17 protein-coding genes are annotated in these 15,204 nt (G+C 46.8%); 14 read left to right on the top strand and 3 right to left on the bottom strand.

Translation table 11 applies throughout. The features are described 5' to 3' along the window. Positions 1-4: 4 nt before the first annotated feature. Positions 5-709 (bottom strand): DUF4397 domain-containing protein, encoded by a 705-nt coding sequence (locus tag MKX80_RS11495; protein ID WP_154994726.1) that lies wholly within the window; start codon positions 707-709, stop codon positions 5-7. A 95-nt stretch (positions 710-804) separates the two neighbouring features. Here MKX80_RS11495 and MKX80_RS11490 point away from each other — a divergent pair, with 95 nt between their 5' ends. Both MKX80_RS11490 and MKX80_RS11485 read left to right on the top strand, forming a co-directional pair. Beyond that, complete coding sequence (locus MKX80_RS11490; protein WP_268316360.1) at positions 805-2,136, top strand: MATE family efflux transporter; 1,332 nt, start codon at positions 805-807, stop codon at positions 2,134-2,136. A gap of 134 nt (positions 2,137-2,270) precedes the next feature. Beyond that, on the top strand, positions 2,271-3,359 hold the full coding sequence (locus MKX80_RS11485; protein ID WP_154994019.1) for a diguanylate cyclase: 1,089 nt from the start codon (positions 2,271-2,273) through the stop codon (positions 3,357-3,359). A 60-nt stretch (positions 3,360-3,419) separates the two neighbouring features. On the opposite strand, the gene MKX80_RS11480 is transcribed toward MKX80_RS11485, so the two are convergent. Both MKX80_RS11480 and MKX80_RS11475 read right to left on the bottom strand, forming a co-directional pair. Further along, positions 3,420-3,671, bottom strand: coding sequence for a hypothetical protein (locus tag MKX80_RS11480; protein WP_020451864.1), 252 nt, complete (start codon positions 3,669-3,671; stop codon positions 3,420-3,422). Between the two features lie 66 nt (positions 3,672-3,737). Then, positions 3,738-4,172 (bottom strand): MarR family transcriptional regulator, encoded by a 435-nt coding sequence (locus tag MKX80_RS11475; protein WP_003182782.1) that lies wholly within the window; start codon positions 4,170-4,172, stop codon positions 3,738-3,740. 356 nt (positions 4,173-4,528) lie between these two features. On the opposite strand from MKX80_RS11475, the gene msrA reads away from it, so the two are divergent. From msrA to MKX80_RS11415, 12 genes are all read left to right on the top strand, one after another. Beyond that, positions 4,529-5,074, top strand: a complete 546-nt coding sequence (gene msrA / locus MKX80_RS11470) for a peptide-methionine (S)-S-oxide reductase MsrA (RefSeq protein ID WP_154994017.1) — start codon at positions 4,529-4,531, stop codon at positions 5,072-5,074. Then, the gene (gene msrB / locus MKX80_RS11465) at positions 5,061-5,501 is read left to right on the top strand and encodes a peptide-methionine (R)-S-oxide reductase MsrB (RefSeq protein ID WP_154994015.1); all 441 of its coding nucleotides are present in this window, start codon (positions 5,061-5,063) and stop codon (positions 5,499-5,501) included. Before msrA ends, msrB begins: the two co-directional genes overlap by 14 nt. A 535-nt stretch (positions 5,502-6,036) precedes the next feature. Beyond that, positions 6,037-6,807 carry a GNAT family N-acetyltransferase gene (locus MKX80_RS11460; RefSeq protein WP_154994667.1) on the top strand — a complete coding sequence of 257 codons (771 nt, stop codon included), beginning with the start codon at positions 6,037-6,039 and terminating at the stop codon, positions 6,805-6,807. A 79-nt stretch (positions 6,808-6,886) separates the two neighbouring features. Then, positions 6,887-7,015 (top strand): YjcZ family sporulation protein, encoded by a 129-nt coding sequence (locus MKX80_RS11455; RefSeq protein ID WP_003182774.1) that lies wholly within the window; start codon positions 6,887-6,889, stop codon positions 7,013-7,015. A gap of 136 nt (positions 7,016-7,151) precedes the next feature. Beyond that, complete coding sequence (locus MKX80_RS11450; RefSeq protein ID WP_268343292.1) at positions 7,152-8,387, top strand: MFS transporter; 1,236 nt, start codon at positions 7,152-7,154, stop codon at positions 8,385-8,387. Positions 8,388-8,555: 168 nt separating this feature from the next. Continuing rightward, positions 8,556-9,896: an aspartate aminotransferase family protein gene (locus MKX80_RS11445; RefSeq protein ID WP_268293453.1), complete on the top strand. Its 1,341-nt coding sequence runs from the start codon at positions 8,556-8,558 to the stop codon at positions 9,894-9,896. Further along, positions 9,893-10,585: a CoA transferase subunit A gene (locus tag MKX80_RS11440; RefSeq protein ID WP_020451855.1), complete on the top strand. Its 693-nt coding sequence runs from the start codon at positions 9,893-9,895 to the stop codon at positions 10,583-10,585. Before MKX80_RS11445 ends, MKX80_RS11440 begins: the two co-directional genes overlap by 4 nt. Next, positions 10,567-11,220: a 3-oxoacid CoA-transferase subunit B gene (locus MKX80_RS11435; protein ID WP_154994661.1), complete on the top strand. Its 654-nt coding sequence runs from the start codon at positions 10,567-10,569 to the stop codon at positions 11,218-11,220. Before MKX80_RS11440 ends, MKX80_RS11435 begins: the two co-directional genes overlap by 19 nt. A gap of 13 nt (positions 11,221-11,233) precedes the next feature. Beyond that, positions 11,234-12,526 carry a peptidase gene (locus MKX80_RS11430; RefSeq protein ID WP_182070496.1) on the top strand — a complete coding sequence of 431 codons (1,293 nt, stop codon included), beginning with the start codon at positions 11,234-11,236 and terminating at the stop codon, positions 12,524-12,526. Between the two features lie 3 nt (positions 12,527-12,529). Beyond that, complete coding sequence (gene ablB / locus MKX80_RS11425; RefSeq protein ID WP_268343294.1) at positions 12,530-13,363, top strand: putative beta-lysine N-acetyltransferase; 834 nt, start codon at positions 12,530-12,532, stop codon at positions 13,361-13,363. Between the two features lie 98 nt (positions 13,364-13,461). Further along, complete coding sequence (gene ablA / locus MKX80_RS11420) at positions 13,462-14,871, top strand: lysine 2,3-aminomutase (protein ID WP_154994655.1); 1,410 nt, start codon at positions 13,462-13,464, stop codon at positions 14,869-14,871. Continuing rightward, entirely contained in the window at positions 14,868-15,149 is a 282-nt protein-coding gene (locus MKX80_RS11415; RefSeq protein WP_182070497.1) for a YokU family protein, read from the top strand. The genes ablA and MKX80_RS11415 overlap by 4 nt, the downstream gene beginning before the upstream one ends. The last annotated feature ends 55 nt before the right edge of the window (positions 15,150-15,204 follow it).

The following is a 15,204-nucleotide window of genomic DNA, read 5'->3' as shown; positions in this document are numbered from 1 at the left end:
TTCGCTATGAAGGCGGAGCTTTGACAGGAAACGGCGCTGCTTTTATTTCGAGAGCAGGAGAGCCGTTGACGAAACCGAGGCCATACAAAGTTGCGGATTCGCCGGCATGAAGCGTGATTTTCGGGGATTTCAGCAGGACTGCTGTTGAACCGGCGGCCCTTAGCTCGACGTCGATTTTCTGTGAACGCACCGGGAGATACCGGGTAACCGCTTGAAAGGGGACGCCGGAAAACAGGACAGGTCCGTTTTGCACTGCAAAGTCAAGAGCTGGGGAGTCCGGCGAGAGATGGACGCATCGGATGCTGCGGCTTTCCGGATCAGCCGCAGGCTGGTCATACATTCCGACGGGAACGAGCTTTGCGGCTGTGCCTGTGACGGCAACCGTACAGTACCCGCCGTGGATCAGGTGATACCGTACCGTCAGCAGGGGACTATGCGCCCTGCCTCTCCGGAAAACATCGATTTGAATACGGCCGGCAGGAAACCGGACATAGGAAGATAAATCTGTATAGGAGACGTTTTGAAAAACGGATATCCCGTTTACGAATACGTCGAGATTGTCGGTGTGAGGAGCCGCGTGGAGCAGTCTGATCATCGCTGCTTTTCCGCTGTTTCGAAAATAATAGGGCGCCTCGGCAGGCGGAACATGATAGCAGCTCCTCCGAAAGCCTCCCGCCATTTGACGGGCATCATGAACTGTAGAGAACATCTTGTCACGCCCCTTTGCATGCTTTCTGACATCATATGAGGCTGCGAAGCCATCGGTCACATCGTGATCAAGACGACAGATTAAAGGAGAAAACAATGAAAACGGATTTTACATACGGAAATGTGTTTAAACAGCTGGTCTTTTTTTCTGCCCCGATCATTTTAGCCAACCTTTTACAGATTTCATTTCAATTCGTTGACAGCTTGTGGGTCGGAAATCTGCTCGGAGCAAAAGCTCTCGGTGCTGCGGCCGTCTCAGGGACGGTTTTCTTTACGGTGCTGTCGTTCGTATTGGGCGTTAACAATGCGGCGCTGACGATTCTTGCGCAGCAAAAAGGAAAAGGGGATAAAAAGGGACTTGCTTCATATGTCAACGCGTTTGTCGTTCTGATGACGGCGATGAGCGTATTGCTCGGGGTTATCGGCTATTTTTTCACAGAGCCTTTGCTTTCGCTTCTTCAAACGCCCGGCAATATGATGGATTTGGCTGCAAGCTATTTGAGCATTCATTTTATCGGGATTATATTTTTATTCGGCTATAATTTCATCAGTACAGTGTTAAGAGCGGTCGGCGACAGTCAAACACCTTTGCGTTTCGTCCTGTTGGCCGTCATCCTGAACCTGTTCATGGATCCGCTGTTTATCTCGGTATTCAACCTCGGAATTGCCGGAGCGGCCTATGCAACCGTCGTTTCCCAAGGGATTGCTTTCATTTACGGAGTGGTCTATACGGTGAGAAAGCGGCTTGTTCCATTTTCAAAGCCGGCGCTTCCGTCGCTGGAAGAGACGTCCGTCATTTTGAAACTCGGAGTGCCTGCCGGCTTGCAAATGATGGTGATTTCAGGCGGCTCGATGGCGATTATGAGCGTTGTCAATTCATTTGGAGAAAGTGTTGTGTCAGGGTTTGGCGCGGTACAGCGGCTTGACAGCCTGCTGATTCTCCCGGCGATGGCCATCGGCACGGCTGTTAACAGTATGGCTGGCCAAACCGTCGGCAGCGGCGACATGGAGCGTACGAAAAAAATCGCTCATTACGGCGTCATTTATGTCTTGCTGTTTATGGCTGCCGTCAGTACCGCGATATTTCTGACAGGCTATCATGCGGTCAGGCTGTTTATTTCGGAAGCCGATTCAGCCGCATTCGGGGAAGAGTATTTAAAAACAATTGCTTTTTTCTATCCGTTTATCGGGATTAACTTTGTGTTAAACGGTGTTGTAAGGGCAGCCGGAGCGATGTTTCAAATTTTGGTGCTGAACGTGATTTCTTTTTGGGTTTTGCGCTATCCGTTTACATACCTATTTTCAAAGTGGCTTGGCGAGAACGGCATAGCGCTTGGCATCGGAATGAGCTTTATGCTGAGCAGCCTGACTGCATTTTTATATTACCGCTACGGGAAGTGGAAGCACCTCGTTCTATTTGAAAAATGAAAGCAAGCTCCTGCGGCAAGCCCACAAAGCCAGCTCCCGCCGGGCGTCAGAAGCAAAGGAACAAAAATGCTTTTAACGTCTTAATAATTGACGATATATACAATATAAAATGAGTTTGGTGCTGGGGGCTTGTCATGTTTTTAATCGATTTATTTTTGAATTTGTGCATTTTAATTACTTCGCTCTTTATTTACACTCAGCTAAAGTGGAATATTTTTTCCCGAAAAGCTACAAGCAAACAACTTGATTGGATTGACGGCATTTTGGGCGGGTTGCTCGGAAATGTGCTCATGTTCTTTTCGATCCAGGCAACCGAGGAGACGATCGTTGATTTGCGTTATGTGCCCGTCATGATTTTGTTTTTATTTACAGGCGCCTTTCCGGCATTCATCTGTTCTCTGCTGATTATAGGAGGAAGGTTTGTTTACGGGGGGAGTACATCTTCGATTGCTGCGCTCATAGGAATGATCGTTATATTCATGGGATATTATCTCATCCTCCGAATCATGGATAAAGACGCTGACACTTATCGAAAGACATTTGCATTAGTCATTTTTGCCAATGTGGCGATTTCAATTGTGATCTTGATGCTCCTCCACGATTTCTTCTTAGTGAAAATTTTATTGACTTGGTTCTGGATTTTATCTACTATCGGCGGCTTTACGTCAGTATACGTTGTCTCATATTTAAGAAAATCTCATTTTCTGTTAAAAAAGTATGAAGAGGAATCGTCGATTGATTATTTAACGGGATTGAATAATGTCCGCCATTTTGATGCGATATGGAATGCTCATATTTCAAACGCAAAGGAGAAGAACGAGAAACTGTCTTTGCTTATGATCGATATCGATTATTTCAAAACGATTAATGATACGTACGGACATTCAAATGGAGACGTGATTTTAAAAGAATTAGGAACGATTTTAAAAAAGTCAACACGTACGGAGGATATTGTATCAAGAAACGGCGGAGAAGAGTTTTCAGTCATATTGCCAAACAGTTCCCATTCGCAGGCCGCAGAGATTGCTGAAAGGATACGCAAGGAAGTAGAGACACACACTTTTTTCATTTCTCATTCTAAAAAGATTCATATTACGGTTTCGATTGGAGTTGCGGCCTTTCCGGAGGTCATTCACAGTACGGACGAGTTGATTGAAAAAGCGGATCAATGTTTGTACAGGGCTAAACACCTTGGGAGAAACCGGGTGTGCACCTTCGTTTGAATGCACGTTAAGCTGAACGAAAAAGGATAGATGGAACGATGTCCATCTATCCTGTCTTTTTTATGTTCGTTTATCGAATTCCGCAAGTTTGATAAAAGTCTTCTCATCTTCAATTAATCCGCACGCGCCGCACTGCACTTTTATGGCAGGGCCGCTGTACGGCAGGTGAAATGGAGAAAGCTCGTCATCTGAATACGTTTCCATGATCTCCCCTGTTGCCGGATCAATCTTAACGGATGTCGGGGACTGTTCGATTAAGTTGAACCGTGTTCGGTTTGTTTTGCAGTTTGGACAAAGATAAGGAGCTGTCATAAAGTCAGAACACCTCTTTTTTATTTTAAGGTGCACGAATTCAGGCCCATTTATGTAAAATCCGGGTCAGCGCTGTTCCCGTTTCTTGTCCAATTTGCTGAACAGTTCAATCAGCGTTTTCAGCTCTTCATCACTGTAGCTGCTGAACCGCTTGAAATAATATTCCGTTTTCTTTTCTTCGAAATATCTGATAATTTCTTTTCCTGCGTCTGTCAGATGGATTTTGATGATCCGTCTGTCTTCTTTTGACCGGACTCTCGTAATCCAGCCTTTTTCAACCAATGCATCGGTTACAGCTGTGATATGGCTCGCAGAAACGCCTAGAATCGTTGCAAACTCCGTGACTTTCTTCGGACCTTGCTCGCTCAGCAGGCGGAGAATCATGAATTCATTGCGGGACATCTCTTTTTCGAGCAGCTCATTTATTTCATCACGTATCTGTTTAAATACTGTGCGAAGCAGTGCTTCCATATCATACATCATTTGTTCTCTAACTTTCAAAATTTCGCCCCTCCATATAAGTAGCAAGTTTCAGCTTTTTTAAAAAAGGAATGACCGAATCAGCATGAATATTATTTTTCATGAACATGATATCACTATGATACCATAATTTTTGCTTTTCAAGTGTATGTTTCAGAAGATTTTTAGTTCATTTGACCATCAATTGAACAACGGTCCATAGGCAATGATAGATGAATCCTGCTGTTTCTTAAAATACGGTGATGGCAATGACATATTATTGTCATTTTTTCTTTTTAGGCAGCAGCTGATTTTACGATGAGCGGGAGCTGCTTAAAAATGAGCATGCTGTGATATAATGGTTCCCAACAAGTGTTGAAGAGAAGGAGGCAGAACAGATGGCTGAAAAACGAGAACTCGCCACATTTGCCGGAGGCTGCTTTTGGTGTATGGTCAAGCCTTTTGACGAACAGCCGGGCATTATCAAAGTCGAATCCGGCTATACCGGCGGCCATACGGAAAATCCGACCTATGAAGAGGTTTGCAGCAATACAACGGGACACAGGGAAGCGGTGCAAATCACGTTTGATCCCGATGTCTTTCCATACGAAAAACTGCTTGAACTCTACTGGCAGCAAATCGACCCTACTGACAGTGGAGGACAATTCGCAGACCGCGGTGAGTCTTACCGGACAGCGATTTTTTACCATCATGACAAGCAGCGGAAACTCGCTGAGGAATCGAAGAAAAAGCTTGAAGAAAGCGGCATCTTTAAAGATCCGATCGCGACCGACATTCTGGAAGCCGGGCCATTTTATCCGGCTGAAGAGTATCACCAGGATTATCATAAAAAGCATCCTCAACGCTACACACAGTATCGGATCGGAAGCGGAAGAGAAGGATTTTTACAACAGCATTGGGGGCGAAAGCATGACGAACAATAAAGAAGAACGGCTGAAACAACTGACCCGGATGCAGTATGAAGTGACGCAAAAAAACGGAACGGAGCCTCCATTCCAAAACGAATACTGGGATCTGCGCGAAGACGGAATCTATGTCGATATCGTTTCGGGGAAACCGCTGTTTTCGTCGCTTGACAAATTCGACGCACATTGCGGCTGGCCAAGCTTTACAAAACCGGTAGATGCCGGGGAGATCGAAGAAAAACTTGATACTTCACACGGCATGATTCGGACTGAGGTGAGAAGCAAGTCTGCCGATTCCCATCTTGGACACGTTTTCCCAGACGGACCCGGACCGGACGGCCTGCGCTATTGCATCAATTCAGCGGCCCTCCGGTTTGTGCCGAAGGACGACCTTGAGAAAGAAGGGTACGGCGAATATATCAAGCTGTTTGAACGTGAAAAATAGGTCTTAAAGGCGCTCGTCGTGTACCTCAGCATACCATGAGTTTGCCCTCTTTGCTCTCATGAAGCAGAGAGGGCTTTTTTATGGCCAAATTTGGAATGGGATACTCCGAGCTAAAAGTCGAGTAGTCTCTATTGATAAAGTAAGTGCGGGCACACAAGCATCCAACAAACCAACAACCAGCGTTGTGGTTCTTCTATCAAGTATCCTACCTGATGATTATCTGCAACTGATCCATCATAGGTTTGAATAGTTTGCGCTATAATCTTCATCTTTGAATACCCTTTACGAAAAATCCGTTAACATCCGACGAAATACAAACAGGGAAAAATGTTGATTTAAAGCGGTTTATGAACTTCCATATCATGTGGAAGAAACTTGTCTATAAAAGAACGCAAGAAATCCGGAGAAGAAAGCTGAGAAGAAAGGCATGTTCAGATGATCTTTTTTTCAAAGGGTCATCTTTTTTTAGAGGATTTTCTGCTCTGAAAGCGAAAAAACATTATAATAGAACATCTTGAGAAAAGAGGCAACTGTTGTGACCCCCATTACAAACACAGAAGACCGTTATTTAATGCTGACATGCAGCAAAAAAATTGAATCGCATTATCATATATACACAGATGACCAGATCCCGCAGATGTTTTCCTCTCATTTTCTGCAGCTGCAGGACGATTTTCCGCTGACAGAGCTGTATTCCCTGCTTGTTCGGGTACCCGAAATTTTAAAACGAAATTATGTTCATGTGAAAAGCTCTTTTAAGCGCGATCTCCCTTTTACGATGAAAAAGTCGCTCTTTGACCTTGGATATATTCTAGATGAAGAATTGTTTTATTCCATTAGGCTTGCAGATTGGAAAGGAGATTCCCCTGGTGTGCGGGCAGAGTGGGGGACGGAGAAATCGCTCATTGACGGCTGCCGGATGATGCAGGCTTATGATACATTGTCGATCAGTGAAGCGTTTGCGAAGGAAAAGCTGCTGCGCAAATATCCTTTTTACGAGGAAGGCATCATTCAGCTGTGTGTCTGCTACTCGGAAGAAGGAGAACCGATTGGATGTGCTGAGCTTTACCTCGATCAGAACGAAAACATTGCTAAAATCGAAGAAGTCGCCATTTTGGAGCCTTACCAGCGGAAAGGCTATGGATCGGGCCTTATCAAGCAGATGCTCAACGCTGCCAAACAATCGGGCATGGAATCGTGCTATCTTGTAACTACGGGAAGCGATCAGGTGAAAACGTTTTATGAAAAGCTGGGTTTTAAGCAGGAGGAAAAGCTCACAACGATATTTAAGTATTTGTTTGAATAAAGTAGGCAGGTGCACATACCAATTGGGACTTGGCCTGCATAGGCTGGGGTGTAGACTTTATACGAAAGGATGATCGCCTGTGCATTACTCCCATTATTGCTGTCCTACTGGAGGATACGGCTACGGGTTTCACGGCAGAAACACATTTGTGCTCATCGTTGTCCTCTTTATTTTGCTCATCATTGTCGGTGCGGCTTTCATTTGTTAGCTAAAAGCCCAACGCCCGGCGCTTGACATGCTCACAAAGCCTTCCATCCGGAAGGTTTTTGTTTTTGTTGTAAAATTTTACATATATATGTAATATAATCATGAGGTGAAAATATCGGACAAGCGGGGGAGAAACTTTGAAATATGCTTGGGTCATAAAAGGGGATTTTTTCAGACTGTGGTCTGGAACATTTTTATCGCTCTTTAGTTCGGTTCTTTTCTATTATTCATTGGTATGGTGGTCCTTATCGGAAACCGGAAGCGCCCTTTCTGGAAGCGTCGTGATCGGCATCGGGCTGACTGTCTCGATTTTGATATCTCCGTTTACAGGCTGGCTTTCCGACAGGTTTCACAGGGGGAAGCTGATTGCGGCTTCAGATATGATCATTTCAGCTGTATTTTTAATGATCGGATTTTTGGCGCTGTCAGGCATGAGTTCGGTTATTTTACTGGCGGCTGCAAGGGTGATTGTATCGGCATGTTTGACCGCAATCGAACCCGCGGCAAGATCACTCTTGCCAGATACACTGAGAAAACAACAAATTGAAAAAGGAATCGCATTTCAAGAAGTGATCACACAGCTCATCCAAGTGATTGTTCCGCTTGTCACAGGGGTTCTGTTTTCCTTTTTGCATTTCGGCTGGTTATGGGTGCTGTGCGGAAGCCTCTCCTTCTTATCCATCTTTTTGGAGTGGAGAATCAAAGATAAAAGGGGCAGCCAAAAGCGTATTCTTTTTACGAATAAACAATTGTTCAGCGGCTTTGCAAGCTTGTTTCAAAATAAGCCGCTCAAGTATTTGTTGTATGGGACAAGCATACAGCAGCTTGTATTCAGCGGTTTTCCGATATATATCGTCATTTGGACTTCGCTGCTTTTAAAAGATCAGGCTTGGCTGGGCGGCGCTTTTCAATCATTTTGGGCGTGCGGGACGCTGTGTGCGGCGCTTTTCTTGTCCTTTATCGCAAAACCGGAGCACGCTAAAGCAGCTGTGCCCGCTTTAATGCTGATTTTTGGCATGCTTTTGTCTCCTCTCGGCTGGATTGATCATGTCGTGCTCGGCGCCGTAATTTTGATCGTCATCGGAATGATCAGCGGCGTAGTCAACATCTATATTGAAGGTTACTTACAAAGGGTAACGGAAGGTGAAAACAGAGGCAGGTCGCTGGGCGCTTTTTTTGCGGTCAACAGCTCTTTTATGCCGCTCGGCTATGCGGCCGCAGGAGTGTTGTCGGATGCCGTCAGTCCGGAATATTTATTCCTCATCGTCGCACTGCCCGCGCCGTTCGCTGCGTTTTCGATGATGAGATCATTTTATTTATGGGAAAAACAGACGAAAGAAACAGTTGCTTTGCAGGATAAAACGTCAATGTGAATAAGCGCGATTCGAGAAAAATAAAAGGACATGTCCTTTTATTTTTTTGTTTGCACTTACGGCGTTCGCTCCGAAATCAACCATTTCCGCTTGAAAAGAGAATGCCGCCTTTTCCCGCTTCATATAATGTAAAGAAAAACCTCTCATTGGGGAAGGGGGGATGTTTTCATGTCATTTTTGATTAAGCCGGATCTGCACGCAAGCTATCCGGTCGTTCAGTCTGCAAAAGGAAGCTGGATTGTCGACAATTCCGGAAAGCGATACCTTGACGGATGTTCGGGGGCTGTTACCTGCAATCTTGGGCATGGTGTACAAGAAGTGATTGAGCCTCTTAAAGAGCAGCTTGATGCTGTTTCATTTGTCTACCGTTCACAGTTTACGAGTGAGCCGGCTGAACAGCTAGCCGAACTCCTTGCTGAATGGCTGCCGGGTGATCTGAATTGGTCTTTTTTTGTCAACAGCGGGTCGGAAGCTGTTGAAACCGCCATGAAAATCGCCGTTCAATACTGGCAGGAAAAAGGACAAAACGACAAAACGATTTTCCTTTCGAGATGGAACAGCTATCACGGAATTACAAACGGAGCCCTGTCGCTGTCGGGATTTTATGAGCGCCGCTACAGGTTTACGCACATGCTGCACAGGTATCCTGCTGCTTCAGCGCCAAACTGTTACAGATGCCGGCTTTCTCATCCCGAATGCCAAGAAGCGTGCGTGAAAGAAATCGAGCTCGCCGTTAAAAGGATCGGCAAACAATTCATCGCGGGCTTCGTTGCCGAACCCGTTATTGGGGCAGCTGGAGCAGCCATAACGGCACCTGATGGTTATTACAAAAAAGTAAAAGAGATTTGCGAAAAAAATGAAATTCTTTTTATCGCGGATGAAGTCATGAGCGGGATGGGCCGAACCGGACGGATGCTGGCGATTGAACATTGGGGTGTGACCCCGGATATTGCCGTACTCGGCAAGGGGATGAGCGCAGGATATTCACCGATTGCCGCAGCGGTCATATCCGACGGCATGATGGAAACGGTCAAAAACGGCTCAGGGGTCATCATGAGCGGGCATACGTACAGCGCAAACCCTTTTTCAGCCCGTGCGGCGCTCGCCGTTCTCCGCTACATCCTGAAACACGATCTTGTCAAACAAGCCGGGATAAAAGGGGAAAAGCTGAAAAAAATGCTGAAAGAAGTCATGAAACAGTCGAGCATCATTGGCGACGTTCGAGGCAAGGGGCTTCTTCTCGGGATTGAATTTGTCGCCGATCAAAAAAGCAAAAAGACATTTCCTTCATCAATGCCGGTGTCGTCTCTCGTCATTTCCGAAGCGAAAAAAAGAGGTCTGCTTCTTTATCCGTCCCAGGCGGGTATTGACGGCGGCGGGGGAGATGCTGTCATCATTGCGCCGCCCCTTACGATATCGGACAACGAGCTGGAAGAGCTCATTCATATATTTAAACATGCGGTATACGAGATTGAAAAACAAGCAGAAAAGGTGATGCACGAAAGATGACGGTGCTGAACAAACGTATTGCTGTTGAAGATGCAATTGCCGATTTGAAAGACGAAGCAACCGTCATGTTTGGCGGATTTGGGGGAGTCGGTTCACCGCCTTCTTTCATCAGTGCGATTTTGAAAAAAGGCGTAAAAAATTTAACGGTCATATGCAATGATGCAGGATTTCCCGGCATCGGCATCGGCCCTTTAATCGTCAATAACCGCGTAAGGCGGCTGATCGCTTCCCATATCGGTTCAAATCCCGTTGCGGGAAAACAAATGACTGACGGTTTTCTCGCCGTTGAATTTTCACCGCAAGGTACGCTGGCGGAAAGAATCCGTGCGGGCGGCACAGGTCTTGGCGGTATTTTGACCGATATCGGGATCGATAATGACATGGTGCGCCAAGGAAAGAAGATCGTTTCATTAAATGGACGCGCATACCTTGCCGAAGAAGCGCTGAGTGCGGAATACGCTTTTATTTATGGAAAAACCGCCGATGAATTCGGCAATATCATCTATGACAAAACGGCGCGTAACATGAACCCGCTTATGGCGATGGCGGCTGATCGGACATTTGCCGAAGTGGAGCGGATCGTTCCCCTTGGAGAGCTCGATGAAGAAGAAATTGTAACACCCGGTGTTTTTGTCGAAGGTGTCGCTGAAACGGAAGGGGTGAACTGGAAATGGGTTTGGGAGTCATAGAGCGGAAGAGAATTGCAAAACGGGCGGCCCGCGAAATCAAAAGCGGAATGATTGTCAACCTGGGCATCGGCATTCCGTCTTTAGTTCCCAATTTTTTAGATCCAGGCACTTCCGTCATGATCCAATCTGAAAACGGGCTTCTCGGCATCGGCGAGTCGCCTGAAAAAGGAAGGGAAGATGAGAATCTTTGCAATGCGGCAGGCTGGCCTGTCACCGTAGTAAAAGGCGCTTCTTATTTTGATTCAGCTCTGTCGTTCGGCATGATCAGAAAGGGCGCGATTGATGTCACGATTCTTGGTTCTCTGCAGGTCAGCCAGTCAGGGGATCTGGCCAACTGGATTGTCCCCGGCAAAAAGGTTCCTGGAATGGGAGGGGCGATGGAGCTTGCCCAAAAGGCGAAAAAAGTCATTGTTGTGATGAGCCATACCGATAAAAACGGCGCACCCAAACTTGTCGCCGACTGTACGCTGCCATTGACAGCAAAAGGCTGCGTCGACATGGTGATTACAGAAAAAGCCGTGATCACCATTGACAGCGGCGGTTTTGTATTAAAAGAGCTGATGAGTGAAGAGGATCTTGATGATGTGCTGCGGCTGACGGATGGAAAGATCCGGATCGACCTGCCGGTTTCGTAAGAGGAGGAATTGGATGGAGAACATAGAGAGAAAAGTGTGCGATTGGATCGATTCGCACGAGAAAAAAGCGGTTCGCCTTTTGAAAAAACTCGTCGGAGAAAAAAGCACAATGGGCAGTGAATTTAACGCCCAAGCCGTCGTCCTGGAGAAACTGAGGCAATTTGAAGCTGAAATCGATGTCTGGGAGCCGAGCATGAAACAATTGGAACAGCATCCGCTGTTTAAATCAGACAGAACAAGCTTTAAAGAAAGCCCGAATATCGCGGCTGTCAAAAGAGGAAAGGGCGGCGGGAAATCGCTGATCTTAAACGGACACATCGATGTTGTGCCTGAAGGAAACAAAAAAGACTGGGAGACGGAGCCTTTTCAGCCGGTCGTGAAGCAGGGACGGATATACGGCCGAGGCACAACTGACATGAAAGGCGGCAATACGGCTCTTTTATTTGCGATGGAAGCGCTGGAGCAATGCGGTGTTCAATTAAAAGGAGATCTTATTTTTCAAAGTGTCGTAGACGAGGAGTGTGGCGGGGCCGGGACGCTCGCGGCGGTCATGAGGGGCTACAAGGCAGACGGCGCTTTGATTCCCGAGCCGACAAACATGAAAATGTTTATTAAACAGCAGGGCTCGATGTGGTTCAGAATCACGGTCAAAGGGCTTTCTGCACACGGCGGCACAAGATATGAAGGCGTCAGCGCCATCGAAAAAAGCATGCTCGTCATCCAGTCGCTCCGCCAGCTTGAACAGGTCAGGAATAAGAGAATAACAGATTCTTTGTATAACAATATCCCGATTCCGGTCCCGATTAACATCGGCACGATCAACGGAGGCGCATGGCCTTCATCGGTTGCCGACACGGTGACACTGGAAGGAAGGTGCGGAATCGCTCCGAACGAAACCCCTGAAGCCGTCCAATCCGAGCTTGAAAACTGGCTCAATGATCTTCAATACCATGATGAATGGTTTAAACACTACCCTGTTGACTTGGAATGGTTCGGCGCCATGTGGCTCCCGAACGATTTAGCAGAAGACCATGAACTGACAAAAGTGCTGAAATCCGCCTATCAAACCATCATGGCAAAAGATCCCCTAATCGAAGCTTCCCCGTGGGCGACAGATGGCGGAATATTGTCGCACGCCGGAGGCACCCCTGTCATCGTCTTCGGACCGGGAGAGACGAAAATGGCCCACCAGGCAAACGAATACATTGAAAAGGACGCCCTGATCCAGTCAGCCAAAATCATCAGCCTGTTTATTATGAACTGGTGCGGCTATGCAGGTGAAAAGACCAGCCGTTTCGGAGGTTAAATCATGGAGAAAAAATGGAGCAATGACAGCTGCACGCTTGAAGCGGATGTCGACTTGTTCAGTAAAAGAATCAGAATCATCAATTATGAAGGCGATGTATGTTCATTTTTTCCCGCCATACTGAAAGAAGCAAAAAAACATGATATAGGGAAAATGATCGTTTTCACCAAAACAACTGACAGAGACGCTTTGCTTGAGCGGACGTTTGAACCGGAAGGGAAAATCGACGGATACTTTAACGGGCATGATGCTGACGTGTTCGTAAAATATGTAAAAGAAGACAGGCGAAAAACCGCTGACTGGCTTGCGCAGGACCAAATGCTGTCAGAGTTGTTCAGCACTCCCCGCATCGCGGAGGCCCAAAACGCTTCCTTTAAAATCAGGCGGGCCGCCTCAGTTGATGCGCCTGTTCTCGCCGATCTCTACAACTGCGTCTTTCCTGTATATCCCGCACCTGTTTCAGATCCGGCGTATCTTAAGGAAGCGATGGGAAAAGGGGCTGTTTATTACCTCGCTTTTGACGGGGAAAAAGTGATTGCATCAGCAGGTGCAGATGTTAACCCCGTTTTGGGGAATGCGGAAATAACCGACTGCGCTGTCCTGCCGGAATACAGGGGCTTTTCATTGACGAGGCGGCTGATTGCGGCACTCGAAACCGATTTGAAACAAGCGGGTATCTTTTACGTTTTTTCAATCGCAAGAGCGGCTTCTTTCGGAATGAACGCCAGTCTTTATCATTTATCATACTCATACAGGGGCCGGCTTTTGAACAATTGCCTCATTTACAAAAGCATTGAGAACATGAACATCTGGTGCAAAAATTTAAGCCAGTTTTAAAAAGCGGTCTTTCGCGGGTTTTACATTTGAAGAGACACTTTTCATGCCGGTCACATAACCTGAAAAGTATAGGGAAAATGCTGATAGGGGGATGAAAGATGGAAAACGGTCTGTTTAAGCCGAAAAGGCATTGGAAGGATATTGAGCTTTGGAAAGATGTTCCCGAAGAAAAATGGAACGACTGGATATGGCAGCTGACAAACACCGTCAGAACGCTTGACGATTTGAAAAAAGTCGTCAATCTTACGAAAGAGGAAGAAGAAGGAGTGCGAATCTCCACAAAGACGATCCCTTTAAATATTACACCGTATTACGCTTCACTGATGGATCCGGATGATCCGCGCTGTCCGATCAGAATGCAGTCGGTGCCGCTCGCAGAAGAAATGCACAAAACAAAATACGACCTTGAAGATCCCCTTCATGAGGATGAAGATTCGCCTGTCCCCGGCTTAACCCACCGCTATCCGGACCGGGTCTTGTTTCTCGTCACTAATCAATGCTCGATGTACTGCAGATACTGTACAAGGCGGCGTTTTTCCGGGCAAATCGGCATGGGCGTGCCGAAAAAGCAGCTCGATCAGGCGATCGGCTATATCCGGGATACGCCTGATGTCAGGGATGTGCTGATATCAGGCGGGGACGGCCTTCTCATTAACGACCAGATTCTTGAATATATTTTGAAAAACCTCCGCGCCATCCCGCACGTGGAAATCATCCGGATCGGCACGAGAGCCCCGGTCGTCTTCCCGCAGCGGATCACCGACAAGCTTTGCAGTATTTTGAAAAAGTATCATCCCGTTTGGCTGAATACGCATTTCAACACGAGCATCGAAATCACGAAGGAAGCGAAGGAAGCCTGTGAAAAGCTGGTCAATGCCGGGGTGCCGGTCGGCAATCAGGCCGTTATTTTGGCGGGTATAAATGACAGCGTTTCCATTATGAAAAAGCTGATGCATGATTTAGTAAAAATCAGAGTCCGGCCGTATTATATTTATCAATGCGATTTGTCTGAAGGAATCGGCCATTTCAGAGCGCCTGTATCAAAAGGTCTTGAAATCATTGAAGGCTTGCGCGGACACACGAGCGGCTATGCGGTGCCGACATTTGTGGTTGACGCGCCGGGCGGAGGCGGAAAAATCGCCATACAGCCGAATTACTTGATTTCGCAAAGCCACGATAAAGTCGTGCTCCGCAATTTTGAAGGCGTCATTACGTCGTATCCTGAGCCTGAAAACTACATTCCGGGAAGAGCGGACGACTATTTTGCCGAAATCTTCCCTGATGTGATGAAGGAAAAAGAGGAGATCGGCATATCGGCAATCTTTGCGGATCAAACGCTTTCATACACACCGGACGGCTTAAAACGGCTCGAGAGAAGGGAAAGCTATTCCACGAGGCCCGATCATGAAACATTGAAAAGCCGCCGGGCAAAGCGTGACGAATTGAAAGAAAAGAAATTCCTTGCTCAGCAAAAAAAAGAAGGCGAAGCTGAGGGGCGTGTGCAATGAAGAGGTGTGAATGGTGCAGTGAAGAAAAAGCCGGGGAAGCCCGCACGGCGGTTTATTGGGAGCTTCCTGACGGGACGAAAGCGATCGAAATCACTGATACACCTGCGGTGGAATGCGAAGGCTGCGGGATGGTCTATCAGGAGGACAGCGTCACCTGGGAAATTGAAAATCAACTGCTCTTGATCGATACAAAAAAACTGCCATCGTCCGTTTCGTATGATGCGCTGATGAAAACAGAGCGCATATTGAAGCGCAATTACTTTGATTTTTCTTCATAAAGCCGGCTTCTGCCGGTTTTTTTGCGTGTTTCAACGGGTTTTTTATTTGTATTTT

Source organism: Bacillus sp. FSL K6-0972, from assembly GCF_037976035.1.
Taxonomy (GTDB): Bacteria; Bacillota; Bacilli; order Bacillales; family Bacillaceae; genus Bacillus; species Bacillus haynesii.
This window is presented reverse-complemented; position numbering and strand designations above follow the sequence as displayed.

What these genes read in the sequence shown, in the direction of transcription:
- msrA (WP_154994017.1), top strand. Translation starts at nt 4,529, where the DNA reads ATGGCTGAAAAACGAGAACTCGCCACATTTGCCGGAGGCTGCTTTTGG.
- MKX80_RS11485 (WP_154994019.1), top strand. Translation starts at nt 2,271, where the DNA reads ATGTTTTTAATCGATTTATTTTTGAATTTGTGCATTTTAATTACTTCG.
- MKX80_RS11415 (WP_182070497.1), top strand. Translation starts at nt 14,868, where the DNA reads ATGAAGAGGTGTGAATGGTGCAGTGAAGAAAAAGCCGGGGAAGCCCGC.
- MKX80_RS11490 (WP_268316360.1), top strand. Translation starts at nt 805, where the DNA reads ATGAAAACGGATTTTACATACGGAAATGTGTTTAAACAGCTGGTCTTT.
- MKX80_RS11435 (WP_154994661.1), top strand. Translation starts at nt 10,567, where the DNA reads ATGGGTTTGGGAGTCATAGAGCGGAAGAGAATTGCAAAACGGGCGGCC.
- ablA (WP_154994655.1), top strand. Translation starts at nt 13,462, where the DNA reads ATGGAAAACGGTCTGTTTAAGCCGAAAAGGCATTGGAAGGATATTGAG.
- msrB (WP_154994015.1), top strand. Translation starts at nt 5,061, where the DNA reads ATGACGAACAATAAAGAAGAACGGCTGAAACAACTGACCCGGATGCAG.
- MKX80_RS11480 (WP_020451864.1), bottom strand. Translation starts at nt 3,671, where the DNA reads ATGACAGCTCCTTATCTTTGTCCAAACTGCAAAACAAACCGAACACGG.
- MKX80_RS11445 (WP_268293453.1), top strand. Translation starts at nt 8,556, where the DNA reads ATGTCATTTTTGATTAAGCCGGATCTGCACGCAAGCTATCCGGTCGTT.
- ablB (WP_268343294.1), top strand. Translation starts at nt 12,530, where the DNA reads ATGGAGAAAAAATGGAGCAATGACAGCTGCACGCTTGAAGCGGATGTC.
- MKX80_RS11430 (WP_182070496.1), top strand. Translation starts at nt 11,234, where the DNA reads ATGGAGAACATAGAGAGAAAAGTGTGCGATTGGATCGATTCGCACGAG.
- MKX80_RS11495 (WP_154994726.1), bottom strand. Translation starts at nt 709, where the DNA reads ATGTTCTCTACAGTTCATGATGCCCGTCAAATGGCGGGAGGCTTTCGG.
- MKX80_RS11440 (WP_020451855.1), top strand. Translation starts at nt 9,893, where the DNA reads ATGACGGTGCTGAACAAACGTATTGCTGTTGAAGATGCAATTGCCGAT.